The organism is Streptomyces flavofungini, assembly GCF_041028215.1.
GTDB classification, from domain to species: domain Bacteria; phylum Actinomycetota; class Actinomycetes; order Streptomycetales; family Streptomycetaceae; genus Streptomyces; species Streptomyces flavofungini_B.
Genome location: NZ_JASKYR010000231.1, coordinates 1 through 10,954, shown reverse-complemented (window position 1 = coordinate 10,954; position 10,954 = coordinate 1). Strand labels below are relative to the sequence as shown.

Sequence of the window (10,954 nt, the reverse complement as noted above, 5' to 3'; positions counted from 1 at the left end):
ACACGGGCGGGGCGCCTACCGCGTCGTGGAGGTCGACGACCCGAGCCGGGACCGGCGCCCGATGGACCGCTCCGCGTACGCCGGTGCCGTGCGGGACTGGCGCACCAGCCGCGCCGACCTCTTCGAGCGGGTGCTGCGCGAGGAGTTGACGCCGGGGGAGACCGGCGCGTTCCTCGTCTGGGGCGACCCCTCGCTCTACGACAGCACGCTCGGCATCCTCGCCGACATCGAGGCCCGCGGCGCCCTCTCGCTGGACGTCGAGGTCTTCCCCGGCATCACCAGCGTCTCGACCCTGGCCGCCCGCCACCGCGTCCCGCTCAACCAGGTCGGCCGCCCGGTGCACATCACCCCCGCGCGCCGCCTGCGCGAGGTGGGCCGGAACGACGACGGCGACATCGTCGTCATGCTCGACGCGCACGAGTCGTTCACCGAGGTCGAGGACGACGACATGCACATCTACTGGGGCGCCTACCTCGGTACGCCGGAGGAACTGCTGATCTCCGGTCCGCTGCGCGAGGTGTCCGCCCGTATCCGCGAGACCCGTGCCGAAGCACGCGCCCGGCACGGCTGGATCATGGACACCTATCTCCTGCGGCTCGTGGACCCGCCGTCCGGGACGCCGACCGCCTGATCACCGGTGGGCTCAGGGGCTCGGGTCCCCGCTGTCAGGATGTCGGCGCGGACATCTCCTGGGTGCCGATGGCCGCGAGCAGGGCGAGCCGGTCGGCGCTGTCCGTGCCGACCGCGGGGGTGAACCACAGCAGCCGCTGCCGCCCGTCCTCGCTGAACAGGTGGAGGCAGTTGACCTCGATCAGGCCGAGCGCGGGGTGGATGAGGCGCTTGCGGTCGTCGCGCCGGAAGGCCACATCGTGCTCGGCCCACAGCCCGGCGAACTCGGCGGAGGCGTCGAGCAGCGCGCTGATCAGGCTGGTCGCCTCGGTGTCCCTGGCGTCCCGCCGGGCGGCGGCCGCGCGCAGATCGGCGACGAAGGAGCGGGACTGCCGCTCGTGGTCGGACTCGGGGTGGATGCTTCGGGCGTCCGGCTCGGTGAACCACCGGTGCAGGTAGCTCGCCCGGGCCCCCGAGAGGTTGGTCTGCTCCCCCAGCAGGGCCACCGCGAGCGGATTCTGTACGAGGGTGACGTGCAGGTCGGTGATGACCTGGGCGGGGGTCGCGGGCAGGCGGTCCAGGAGGTCGAGCATGCCGGGATGCACATGCGATCCCGCGCTGCCCTGGACGGGCACCGGGCGGTCCGCCAGGTGGTACAGGTAGTCGCGCTCGTCGGCGGTCAGGCGCAGGGCCCTGGTCAGGGCAGCGAGCATCTGCTCGGACGGCTGGGATCCGGCTCCGCGTTCGAGTTCGTTGTAGTAGTCCACCGACGCCCCGGCGAGCTGGGCGACCTCGTCACGCCGCAGTCCGGGCACGCGGCGCCGGGGCCCGGCGGGGAGCCCGACCTCGCCCGGACGGATGCGGTCACGCCGCGAACGCAGGAACGCACCGAGTTCGGTGTACTTCGCAGAAGCCATGCCCCCCATTCTGCGCCGGGCCGGGGCGCTGACCCAGGGGATGTCATCCCCTGGTTGCGCGGGCCGGGACCGCGCATGGTGGAGGACATGACCACGAACCACCAGACGCACGCAGCGGCAACCGAGAGGGTTGCCATCGTCACCGGCGGATCGCGCGGCATCGGCCGCGCGGTCGCCGAGAGACTCGCCGACGACGGTTTCGCCGTCGTGGTGAACTACGCCCGCGACGCGGCTTCCGCCGAGGAGACGGTCAAGGCGGTCACCGCCGCCGGTGGCCGCGCGCTGGCCGTCCAGGCGGACGTCGCGGACGAGGACGCGGTCGCCGCGCTCTTCGACCGTACGGAGCAGGAGTTCGGCGGCGTCGACGTCGTCGTGAACGCCGCGGGCCGGATGGCGCTCTCACCCGTCGCGGACCTCGACCTCGCCGACCTCGACGCGGTGCTCCGCACCAATCTGCGCGGCACCTTCGTCGTGGCCAGGCAGGCCGCCCGGCGCCTGCGTGCGGCGGGCTCCCTGGTGACCTTCTCCACGTCGGTGGTCGGCACCCAGTTCCCCACGTACGGCGCGTACGCCGCGAGCAAGGGCGGCGTCGAAGCGCTCACGATGATCCTCGCCCGCGAGCTGCGCGGCCGGGACATCACCGTGAACACCGTCGCACCCGGGCCCACCGCCACGGACATGTTCCTCGACGGCAAGACGCCCGAGCAGATCGAGCAGCTCGCCAAGACCCCGCCTCTGGAGCGGCTTGGCACCCCGCAGGACATCGCCCGGGTGGTGGCCTTCCTCGCCGGTCCTGAGGGGCACTGGGTGAACGGCCAGACCCTGCGGGCCAACGGCGGCATGGTGTGAGCGCGGGGCCAGGCCCGGCCCACCTCGCGCCCCGAACTCCCCGCCCAGCACCCTTACCCGAGCACTCTCACTCAAGAAATCTCGCACAAGCACAAGGAGCCATCCATGCCCTTCGCCCACTTCAAGGTCCCCGCGGGTACCGTCACCGCCGAGGACAAGCGGAAGATCGTCGAGCGCACGACCGACCTCTACGCGGAGATTTACGGTGAGCGGGCCCGTCCCACCACCGTCGTGCTCGTCGACGAGGTCCCCGACGGGGGCTGGGGCGTGGGCGGCGACGTCCTGACCGCCGCCATGCTCAACGGCGGCTCCTGACACAGGTCGGCCGGTCACGCCCCCGCGGCGAGCATGCCGAGCAGGCTCTGCGGTGTGCCGGGGCCGTACATGGCCTCGTGCAGGTCGCCCGCGTCGGCGGCCTCCGCGGCGCTGCGGGGGAACAGGCCCTCCTCGTACGCGGTGAGCGCGGCCTCGGTGTCACCGGGGTGGGCGGCGAGGGCCTCGCCGAGTTCGGCGGCGTCGTACATCGCCAGGTTGGCGCCCTCGCCGGAGGGGATCATGAGGTGCGCGGCGTCACCGAGCAGGGTCACGCCCGGCACACGCTCCCAGGTGTGGTCGTCGGGCAGGGCGTGCAGCGAGCGCAGCACCGGTGCGGTCTCGCCGTCCGTGATGAGCGCGGTGAGCTCCGGTGCCCAGCCGTCGAACTCGGCGGCGATCCGCGCGGCGGCCGTCGCGGGATCGCCGAAGTCGATGGCGGCGAACCACTCCTTCGGCCTGGACAGCGCCACGTACGTGTGGAGGGTGCCGCCGCTCTCGCGGTGGGCCTGGATGCCCTTGCCGGGCGCCAGCGCGAACATCGATCCGGCGCCGACGGCCTTCGCGGCGGCGGGGTGCCGGGTGTCGGCGTCGTACAGCCAGGTCTCGACGAACGAGGTGCCGACGTAGGCCGGGGTGGCATCGGAGACCAGCGGACGGACGCGTGACCACGCGCCGTCCGCGCCGACCAGCAGATCCGTGACGGTGGTGGTGCCGTCGGCGAAGGTGACCTCGTGGCGGCCCGCGCCGAGGGCGCGTACGCCGGTGACCTTGTGGCCCCACCGGACGGTGCCCCCGGGGAGGGATTCGAGGAGTATGCGGCGCAGCTCGCCGCGCTGCACCTCGGGGCGGCCGCCGGTGCCGTCGTCGGGTTCGTCGAGCAGGACGCCGCCGTCCGGGGCCAGGGCCCGGCTCGCCTGGTGCCCTTCGAGGACGAGGCCGCGGAACTCCTCGGTCAGGCCCGCCGCCGCCAGGGCGGGCTGGCCGTTGTGGTCGTGGATGTCGAGCATTCCGCCCTGGGCGCGCGCGGTGGGGGACGCCTCGCCTTCGTAGACCGTGGCGGGGATGCCGTGCACATGCAGGACGCGGGCGAGCACGAGCCCGCCGAGACCGGCGCCGATGATCGTGACGTGGGTGGGGCTCGGGGGTGTGGACGGGAGCGTGATCTCGGTGCTGTTCATGGTGGCTCCTTGGGGGCTGAGGCGTCCTTCTGGTACGTCGTTCCATTCTTGGAACGCTGTTCCACCCTTGTCAAATTGGAACGGTGCTCCAGTCGTGCGAGACTGACCGCATGGCAACGGGGACACGCCGCTCGCAGCGGCGTACGGAGGCGCTCTCGCGGGAGCGGATCGTCGAGGCGGCCGTCGAGCTGCTCGACACGAAGGGCGAGGGCGGTCTGACCTTCCGGGCGCTGACCCAGCGCCTGTCGACGGGGCCCGGCGCGATCTACTGGCACGTGGCGAACAAGGACGAACTGCTCGCCGCCGCCACGGACGCCGTCGTGACCGCCGCGGTGACCCTGGAACCCGGTGAGTCGGCGGCCACACCCCGGGACGGAATCCGCGCCGTCGCGCTCCGCCTGTTCGACGCCACCGAGGAGCACCCCTGGCTCGCGGCCCAGCTCGCCACGCAGCTCTCCCGCAGCCCCTGGGGGTCGGTCGCGCCCCGCATCTTCGAGGGCATCGGCCGGCATGTGCGCGCGCTGGACGTGCCCCAGGAGGGCTGGTTCGCCGCCGCGTCGGCGCTGACGCACTACATCCTGGGCGCCGCGGGACAGAACGCCGCGAACAGCGCGAGCGCCCGCGACCTGGACCCCGGCGTCGACCGCGAGGACTTCCTCGGCGCGGCGTCGACGGCCTGGCAGGAGCTCGACCCCGAGGCCTATCCCTTCACCAGGGCCGTCGCGGCACAGCTCCGTGAGCACGACGACCGCGAGCAGTTCCTCGCGGGGATCGACCTGGTTCTCGCCGGGATCACCGCGGGCCGGTGAGACGGGGCCGGGCCCGCCGGGTCACCCGCTTGGCGCCCAGCAGGACTCCGTAACGGCTGCGCGCCGCGAAGTCGGCCAGGCTCCATACAGCGGGGCGGCCCACCTCCGCGCAGAGGTGCAGGACCGCGTCGTCACCGGCCCAGACGCCGACGTGGGCGCCGTAAGCACGCGCGGAGGCGTTGAAGAGCAGCAGGTCAAGTGGCTCGGGGGCCGAGACGTGCGCGGTGGTCCCGGTGTCCTCCCACAGCTCGCTGGAGCGCAGCGCGGCCGGGGCGAGGCCGAAGTGTTCGAGCACGGCATAGGCGAACACCTGGCAGTTGGCGCCCGCCGCGAGACCCGGCCGCTCGGCCACGGCCTGCGCACCCGGAAAGCGGGCCCCGGCATAGGGGACGGAGAAGAAGGCGGCGGGCAGCCGGGCGGTGATCGATTCCATGCGGCCATGATGGCCGCTAGCGCCCCGCCAGCAGGAGGTAGGCGACGACAAAGGCCACCAGGGCGTGGCCGCTCACGGTCAGCCGCATTCCCCACGCGTAATGGCGGCCGCAGCGCACCCACACGCCGCTGTCACCGGCCCACAGTTCACGGGCGCGCCGGGCGTCGGCGGAGGCCAGGCAGCGTACGAGAGACATCCGTGTCCTGTGCAGGGCCTGCACGTACTTGAAGAACAGCGCGGTCCCGGCCAGCGCTATGGCGACCCCCAGGACCAGGACGATCCGTACCGGCAGCGGCAGCCCGAGAAGCCGGGCGAACGGAAGCTGCGTCAAAGTGACCAGGATGCCCGTGAGCGAGACGGTCACATAGAGGTTGACGTGTTTGGCATCCTCGCTCGCCGTCTCCGTGAGCGCGGAGATGTACTGCATGCGCCGTTCTTCCGGAGCGTCCAGATCCGAGTTGTCCGCAGGAAAGGAGTAGTTCGACACGTGCCCCCCGGTCTGCCGAATTCCTGAATACCGACTCCCAAGGACACTGAATCACGCGGGAATCGGCAAGGTGGCCTCGGCGGCATGGGCATCCTCCGTGCCGCCGGACGCGGACACGCCGGGTGCGCGGGAAGCGCCTTCCCGGCGCGCTGACACAGATCGTCAACTGATCGGTTCTCACGGCACTGGTCGCTCCGTCGGTCGTGCGTAGGGTTTTGAAAGAGGCGGCAGCGCGGTGTTCGCGCACTCCGTCCCCTGTCGCGCCGAGTGTTCAGGCGTATCCATGAGAGAAGGAAACACATCCATGCGTGCCCTTGTGGTCGAGCACGGCGAGGCCGGACCCGTCCGGTTCGCCGATGTCGATGAGCCCGTGCCGTCCCGCGGCGAGGCGTTGGTGGAGATACGGCACATCGCCCTCAACTTCGGAGAGCTGAACTACGTGCATCAGTGGCCGGCCGGTGCTGTGCACGGTCATGACGCGGCCGGTGTCGTGGTGCGCGCCGCCCCCGACGGCTCGGGGCCACCCGAAGGTACGCGCGTCGCGGTGGGGATGTCCCCCCACGCGTGGGCGGAGCGGGTGGCCGTCAGCCCCGCCTCGCTCGGCACCGTCCCCGAGGGCGTGGAGCTGGCCGACGCCGCCGCGCTGGGGATCGCGGGAGTCACCGCGCTCCGGGTGCTGCGCACACGTTCCCTGCTGGCGCGCGACGTGCTGGTCACCGGAGCCAGCGGGGGCGTAGGGCACTTCGCCGTTCAGTTGGCGGCCCTGGCGGGCGCCAGGGTGACGGCACTCGTGGGTTCGCGGGACCGGGCCGCCGGACTCCGCGAACTCGGGGCCGACAGGGTCCTGACCGATCTGACCGATCTTACCGAGACCGAGCACCGGTTCGACCTCGTCCTGGACACGGTCGGCGGACCGCTGATGGCCCAGGCGTGGAGCGCCCTCGCCGAGGGCGGCACCCTCCACGCCGTCGGTTACTCCTCGGGGCAGGACACCACGTTCCCGTCAGGGGCCCTGTTCGGCTTCGGTGAGCCGCGCACCATCGCCACCTATGGCGACATGACGCCGACCGGCGGGGAGTTGACGGACCTGCTGGGCCTGCTGTCCGCCGGGAGGCTCTCGGCACCGGTCGGACGGCGTGGCGGCTGGCAGGACGTGGACGACGCCGTCCAGGCACTGTTCGCGCGGAAGGTGCACGGAAAAATCGTTCTTGACGTGGCATGACGCCCGTCGAGGAGAATGCGACGGTGGACGTACTCGCGGAGGCCCTGCGTGTATCGGGTGCGCGAGGGGCGCTCGGGGTCGTGCTGAAGGCCGGAGGGACCTGGGGCCTGTGGCTGGACTCCTCTCCGGCGGCGGCACTGCACGTGGTGTCCCGCGGCGCCATGTGGCTGCATGTCCCGGGCGCAGGACCCCTGGAGGTACGGGCGGGAGACGCCGTCCTGCTGCCGCCGGGCACCGCTCACGGGATGGCCGACGGGTCCAGTACGACCATGGGCCCCTGCGACCGGAAGGCGACGGACCAGGCGCTCGCCGACGGCAGCGCCCTGCACCTGGGCTCGGAGCCGACGCGGACGGAAGTGCTCGTCCTGCGCTACGAGCAGGATCCGGAGGTGAGCACGCCGGTGCTCACCTCCCTCGCCGGGCCGATGCACGTCACGAGCCGGGAGAACGCACAGCTCGCCAAGACCGTCGAGCTGCTCACGGCGGAGCTCGCACAGCCGCAGCTCGGTTCCACCGCCGCCGTCAACAGCATCGTCGACCTTCTGCTCATCCAGTTCGTACGCGTCTGGCTGGCCCGCCACCCGGAGGAGCGGTCCGGCTCGTGGCTGGGGGCGATGCGCGATCCGATCGTGCGCGATGCCCTGGCACGGGTCCACGCCCGGCCGGAACGCCCCTGGACCACCGAGTCCCTGGCCGCCGCGACGGCGGTTTCCCGAACGACGTTGTCCAGGCACTTCCGTTCCGCGCTTGGCCAGACGCCGGGTGCCTACGTGACTCAGTGGCGCATGGACCTCGCGTCCGTCCGGCTCCGCGACACCGACGAGCCGGTCGAGTCGATCTCCGGCGCGGTCGGCTACGCCTCGCCGCACGCTTTCAGCCGCGCCTTCCGACGGGTCCGGGGCATGCCCCCGGGCGAGTACCGTTCTCGGCTCAGACTCTCCTGATCATGACGGACCCGATGAGGGAGATGGTCGCTGAGGGAGTACGGCGTCGGCGCCGCGTCGGTCACGCGGGTACGGGGCCTCCGGGGCGGAAGCGTTCCACGCCGACGATGTGCCGCACCTTGAGCGGGCGTACGATCACCGCGACCCGCCGCTCGCCCGGCATGAGCCACTCGAAGCGCTCGCTGCCGAGGTACTTCTGGGCCAGCCGGTCCATCCGCTCGTGCGCTTCCTCGCCCTCGATGAAGCGGGCCACCTCGCCGCTGATCTGTACGCGGTCGAAGGGGTCGGTGGCGTCGGCGTGCGAGAGGTAGACGCGGGGGTCGCGGCGCAGGTTCTCCTCCTTCACCCGCCCGGCCGAGGTGTTGAAGGTCAGCTCCCCGTCTCCTTCGAGGTCCACCCACATGGGGCTGACCTGCGGTGCTCCGTCGGCGAACACGGTTCCGACGTACCAGATGTGGGGGGCTCGCAGCCGAGCGCGGACGGCTTCGTCAAAGGTCGCAGTCATCCGGGGAGGCTATCAACCATGATCGTTACGGATGACGGACGGTCCGGCATCCGTCCTGGTGGGTGCTTCCCTGGCAGGCGCTTCCCTGGCGGGCGCTTCAGCCCCGGGCGAGCGTGATGTCCTGGCGCTGCACGGCGTGGAAGCGGGGCAGCGGGAGGCCGCTCTGGAGGTTGAGCTCCATCACCGTGGCCTCGACGTGCCCGGCACCCGGCTTGAGCACGGTGGAGGGGCGGCCGGTGTTGGTCCAGGTGTGCTGCTTGCCGTCGCAGACCGCGCGGGTCCCGCCGATGCCGTAGCGGACGTTCTTGGTGCCCTGGGCCAGGGACGAGGAGACGAAGATGGGGTTGCCGCCGCCGGTGCACCGGTAGGTGCCGGAGAGCGTGACGGTGCCGTCGGCGGCCAGGCGTCCGGTGGAGTTGACGGTCACCGTCTCGCCCGGGGCGGCGAGGGCGTCGGCGGCCGTGGCCGTGCACAGGAGCAGCGAGGCGGCGATGACCGAGGTTGCCTGGCGCAGAGACATGGGGCCCCTTGAAGCGGGAGAGACGGAATAGGGAGTTCCATCTATAGCCCCGCCCAGTGCCCCGGGCGAGCCCGACACGGTGCGGGACGCCCGACTGGACCTGTGGCACCCCTCGTCCCGGTGACGGCTCACCGGCCGTCGGCCGCCGCCACACCTCCGACGGCCACACCCAGCCGCTCGGCCACGGACGTCAGCGCCGGGCCCAGCGGGAGCGCCACCCGGGTGACGGCGTACCGGTCGCCGCGGGTGGGGTCACGGTTGACGATCACCACCGGCTGCTCGGCCTGGGCCGCCTGGCGGACGAACCGCAGCCCGGACATCACCGTCAACGACGAACCGAGGACCAGCACCGACCGCGCCCCGCGTACCAGCTCACGGCAGTGCTCGACGCGCTGCGGCGGAACCGCCTCGCCGAAGAACACCACGTCCGGTTTGAGGATGCCGCCGCAGACCGTGCAGGGCAGCACACGGAAGTCCCCGACCTGCTCGTCGGTGAGGTCGGCGTCACCGTCGGGGTTGATCCCGGCGGCCACCGGCGAGAAACCGGGGTTGGCCTCCTCAAGGCGTTCGGCGAGCTCACGGCGTGGGCTGAAGGTGCCGCAGGAGAGGCAGACGACGCGGTCCAGGCTCCCGTGCAGCTCCACGACGTCCTCGCTGCCCGCGGCCTGGTGCAGGCCGTCGACGTTCTGCGTGATCACACCCGCCAGCAGGCCCTCCCGCTCGAAGGCGGCCACGGCGAGGTGCCCGGCGTTGGGGCGGGCGCGGCCGAAGGTGCGCCAGCCGAGGTGGCTGCGCGCCCAGTAGCGGCGGCGCGCCTCATGGCTGCCGGTGAAGTCCTGGTACGTCATCGGGGTGTGCCTGCTCAGGCTTCCGCCCTCACCCCGGTAGTCGGGGATGCCCGACTCCGTCGAGATGCCCGCACCGGTGAGCACCAGCGCCCCGCCGCTCTCCAGCACCTCGATGACGGGCCCCGGATCCGTCGTACCCGGCGGCAGGTCCTCGGTGGGAGTCCAGCTCAAAGTAGGGCGCATACGCATGCCGCCAGGGTACGGAACCGGGGCCGAAGGGGCGCCCGCTGTCCTGCCGACCGCCGTGGCCGGTGTGACACTGGCGCGTGTGACGGACGACGAACAGCAGACGGACCGGCGCCTGGAGCGGACCATCCTGGACCTGCTCGACCGCCGCAGCCCGAGCGCGACGATCTGCCCCTCCGACGCCGCGCGGGCGGTGTACGAGGGGGACGACGACGGCTGGCGCGCGCTGATGGAACCGGCCCGCCGCGCGGCCCGGCGCCTCGTCGCGGCCGGAGAGGTGGAGATCACGCAGGCCGGACGCCCCGTGGACCCGGCCGAGGCGCACGGGCCGATCCGCATTCGCCGGGTTCGCTGACACGGGCCACAGGGCGGCGTCGGTCTCTCAGTCCTCCTCCAGGGCCGCCGCGATGCGGCCGAGGTCGGCGACGAGCGCTGTCACGCGCTGCGGCGTAAGCACATCCACCATGCGCTGTTCGACGGCGTAGACGGCGGACTGGACCGCGGCCAGCCGGGCGTGCCCCTCCTCGGTGAGGTACGCGGGCCGGGCGCGGCCGTGATCGGCGGTGGCGGGGCGGGAGATGAGTCCCGCTTCCTGGAGCGCCCGCAGTACGACGTTGCCCGACTGCCGGGTGACGAAGGTCGCGCGGGCGAGGTCGGCGTTGGACATGCCGGGGTGCAGGGCGAGGACTTCGAGGGTGGAGTACTGCGGCACGGTCAGCCCGTGCTCGCGCAGGACCCTGTCCATGGCGGCGCGCAGGGCGGACTGGGCGCGCTTGAGCAGGTATCCCACGTGTTGGGTGACGTCCTCGGCGGGGTGGGGTGGCGTGGTCGGCATGCGTCCATCATGTCAGCACTTTGACATGCCTCGCGCGGCGGCCTAGCCTCGTCGATGTCAAAGTCCTGACATGCTGCTGATGCGCGAAGGCGCGCATGCTGTCGTGTCCTGCGAATCGAGGAGCCCCTATGCCCGCAACGTCCGCCACGTCCTCGCCTGCCACGGTTGACGCTGCTGCGTCTGCTGCGTCTGCCGCGTCTGCCGCGTCTGCCGGGCCTGGCGAGTCGGCGCCCGCCCTGCCCGCCGAATGCGCGTCCGCCGCAGCCGAGGCGTCCTCTCCGTTGACCACGCCTGCCG

The 10,954-nt window shown here is 72.1% G+C and carries 15 protein-coding genes; 7 read left to right on the top strand and 8 right to left on the bottom strand.

Features of this window, described 5'->3' with window-relative positions; translation table 11 throughout:
• Nucleotides 1-631: precorrin-6A synthase (deacetylating) (cobF, locus tag AB8Z36_RS17695; protein ID WP_369214285.1), on the top strand; the 631-nt coding region annotated here is incomplete at its 5' end.
• Between the two features lie 34 nt (nucleotides 632-665).
• On the opposite strand, the gene AB8Z36_RS17690 is transcribed toward cobF, so the two are convergent.
• Nucleotides 666-1,535 (bottom strand): helix-turn-helix transcriptional regulator, encoded by an 870-nt coding sequence (locus AB8Z36_RS17690; RefSeq protein WP_440581939.1) that lies wholly within the window; start codon nucleotides 1,533-1,535, stop codon nucleotides 666-668.
• 78 nt (nucleotides 1,536-1,613) lie between these two features.
• Between AB8Z36_RS17690 and AB8Z36_RS17685 the strand changes: the two genes are divergently transcribed.
• Together AB8Z36_RS17685 and AB8Z36_RS17680 are read left to right on the top strand one after the other, a co-directional pair.
• A complete protein-coding gene (locus AB8Z36_RS17685; protein ID WP_369214283.1) occupies nucleotides 1,614-2,375 on the top strand; it encodes an SDR family oxidoreductase in 762 nt (253 codons plus the stop codon).
• A gap of 105 nt (nucleotides 2,376-2,480) precedes the next feature.
• Entirely contained in the window at nucleotides 2,481-2,690 is a 210-nt protein-coding gene (locus AB8Z36_RS17680) for a tautomerase family protein (RefSeq protein WP_369214282.1), read from the top strand.
• A 14-nt stretch (nucleotides 2,691-2,704) separates the two neighbouring features.
• Here the strand turns inward: AB8Z36_RS17680 and AB8Z36_RS17675 are convergent, their stop codons facing one another.
• On the bottom strand, nucleotides 2,705-3,868 hold the full coding sequence (locus AB8Z36_RS17675) for an FAD-dependent oxidoreductase (protein ID WP_369214281.1): 1,164 nt from the start codon (nucleotides 3,866-3,868) through the stop codon (nucleotides 2,705-2,707).
• A gap of 110 nt (nucleotides 3,869-3,978) precedes the next feature.
• Between AB8Z36_RS17675 and AB8Z36_RS17670 the strand changes: the two genes are divergently transcribed.
• On the top strand, nucleotides 3,979-4,677 hold the full coding sequence (locus tag AB8Z36_RS17670) for a TetR/AcrR family transcriptional regulator (protein WP_369214280.1): 699 nt from the start codon (nucleotides 3,979-3,981) through the stop codon (nucleotides 4,675-4,677).
• Here AB8Z36_RS17670 and AB8Z36_RS17665 read toward each other — a convergent pair.
• Both AB8Z36_RS17665 and AB8Z36_RS17660 read right to left on the bottom strand, forming a co-directional pair.
• On the bottom strand, nucleotides 4,661-5,110 hold the full coding sequence (locus AB8Z36_RS17665; RefSeq protein ID WP_369214279.1) for a hydrolase: 450 nt from the start codon (nucleotides 5,108-5,110) through the stop codon (nucleotides 4,661-4,663). The genes AB8Z36_RS17670 and AB8Z36_RS17665 overlap by 17 nt on opposite strands.
• 16 nt (nucleotides 5,111-5,126) lie before the next feature.
• Nucleotides 5,127-5,537, bottom strand: coding sequence for a hypothetical protein (locus AB8Z36_RS17660; RefSeq protein ID WP_369214278.1), 411 nt, complete (start codon nucleotides 5,535-5,537; stop codon nucleotides 5,127-5,129).
• A 364-nt stretch (nucleotides 5,538-5,901) separates the two neighbouring features.
• Between AB8Z36_RS17660 and AB8Z36_RS17655 the strand changes: the two genes are divergently transcribed.
• Nucleotides 5,902-6,819, top strand: a complete 918-nt coding sequence (locus tag AB8Z36_RS17655) for a zinc-binding dehydrogenase (protein WP_369214277.1) — start codon at nucleotides 5,902-5,904, stop codon at nucleotides 6,817-6,819.
• A 23-nt stretch (nucleotides 6,820-6,842) separates the two neighbouring features.
• The gene (locus AB8Z36_RS17650) at nucleotides 6,843-7,763 is read left to right on the top strand and encodes an AraC family transcriptional regulator (protein ID WP_369214276.1); all 921 of its coding nucleotides are present in this window, start codon (nucleotides 6,843-6,845) and stop codon (nucleotides 7,761-7,763) included.
• Nucleotides 7,764-7,824: 61 nt separating this feature from the next.
• On the opposite strand, the gene AB8Z36_RS17645 is transcribed toward AB8Z36_RS17650, so the two are convergent.
• From AB8Z36_RS17645 to AB8Z36_RS17635, 3 genes are all read right to left on the bottom strand, one after another.
• On the bottom strand, nucleotides 7,825-8,268 hold the full coding sequence (locus AB8Z36_RS17645; RefSeq protein WP_369214275.1) for a TIGR03618 family F420-dependent PPOX class oxidoreductase: 444 nt from the start codon (nucleotides 8,266-8,268) through the stop codon (nucleotides 7,825-7,827).
• Between the two features lie 97 nt (nucleotides 8,269-8,365).
• Nucleotides 8,366-8,788, bottom strand: coding sequence for a DUF6299 family protein (locus tag AB8Z36_RS17640; protein WP_369214274.1), 423 nt, complete (start codon nucleotides 8,786-8,788; stop codon nucleotides 8,366-8,368).
• 128 nt (nucleotides 8,789-8,916) lie between these two features.
• Nucleotides 8,917-9,825, bottom strand: a complete 909-nt coding sequence (locus AB8Z36_RS17635) for an NAD-dependent protein deacetylase (RefSeq protein WP_369214273.1) — start codon at nucleotides 9,823-9,825, stop codon at nucleotides 8,917-8,919.
• Between the two features lie 79 nt (nucleotides 9,826-9,904).
• Here AB8Z36_RS17635 and AB8Z36_RS17630 point away from each other — a divergent pair, with 79 nt between their 5' ends.
• Nucleotides 9,905-10,177, top strand: coding sequence for a DUF3253 domain-containing protein (locus AB8Z36_RS17630; protein ID WP_369214272.1), 273 nt, complete (start codon nucleotides 9,905-9,907; stop codon nucleotides 10,175-10,177).
• A 27-nt stretch (nucleotides 10,178-10,204) separates the two neighbouring features.
• Here AB8Z36_RS17630 and AB8Z36_RS17625 read toward each other — a convergent pair whose 3' ends face one another.
• A complete protein-coding gene (locus AB8Z36_RS17625) occupies nucleotides 10,205-10,657 on the bottom strand; it encodes a MarR family winged helix-turn-helix transcriptional regulator (protein ID WP_369214271.1) in 453 nt (150 codons plus the stop codon).
• Between the last annotated feature and the right edge of the window lie 297 nt (nucleotides 10,658-10,954).

Coding starts and splice junctions, on each gene's coding strand:
- AB8Z36_RS17690 (WP_440581939.1), bottom strand. CDS start 1,535: ATGGGGGGCATGGCTTCTGCGAAGTACACCGAACTCGGTGCGTTCCTG.
- AB8Z36_RS17685 (WP_369214283.1), top strand. CDS start 1,614: ATGACCACGAACCACCAGACGCACGCAGCGGCAACCGAGAGGGTTGCC.
- AB8Z36_RS17680 (WP_369214282.1), top strand. CDS start 2,481: ATGCCCTTCGCCCACTTCAAGGTCCCCGCGGGTACCGTCACCGCCGAG.
- AB8Z36_RS17675 (WP_369214281.1), bottom strand. CDS start 3,868: ATGAACAGCACCGAGATCACGCTCCCGTCCACACCCCCGAGCCCCACC.
- AB8Z36_RS17670 (WP_369214280.1), top strand. CDS start 3,979: ATGGCAACGGGGACACGCCGCTCGCAGCGGCGTACGGAGGCGCTCTCG.
- AB8Z36_RS17665 (WP_369214279.1), bottom strand. CDS start 5,110: ATGGAATCGATCACCGCCCGGCTGCCCGCCGCCTTCTTCTCCGTCCCC.
- AB8Z36_RS17660 (WP_369214278.1), bottom strand. CDS start 5,537: ATGCAGTACATCTCCGCGCTCACGGAGACGGCGAGCGAGGATGCCAAA.
- AB8Z36_RS17655 (WP_369214277.1), top strand. CDS start 5,902: ATGCGTGCCCTTGTGGTCGAGCACGGCGAGGCCGGACCCGTCCGGTTC.
- AB8Z36_RS17645 (WP_369214275.1), bottom strand. CDS start 8,268: ATGACTGCGACCTTTGACGAAGCCGTCCGCGCTCGGCTGCGAGCCCCC.
- AB8Z36_RS17640 (WP_369214274.1), bottom strand. CDS start 8,788: ATGTCTCTGCGCCAGGCAACCTCGGTCATCGCCGCCTCGCTGCTCCTG.
- AB8Z36_RS17635 (WP_369214273.1), bottom strand. CDS start 9,825: ATGCGTATGCGCCCTACTTTGAGCTGGACTCCCACCGAGGACCTGCCG.
- AB8Z36_RS17625 (WP_369214271.1), bottom strand. CDS start 10,657: ATGCCGACCACGCCACCCCACCCCGCCGAGGACGTCACCCAACACGTG.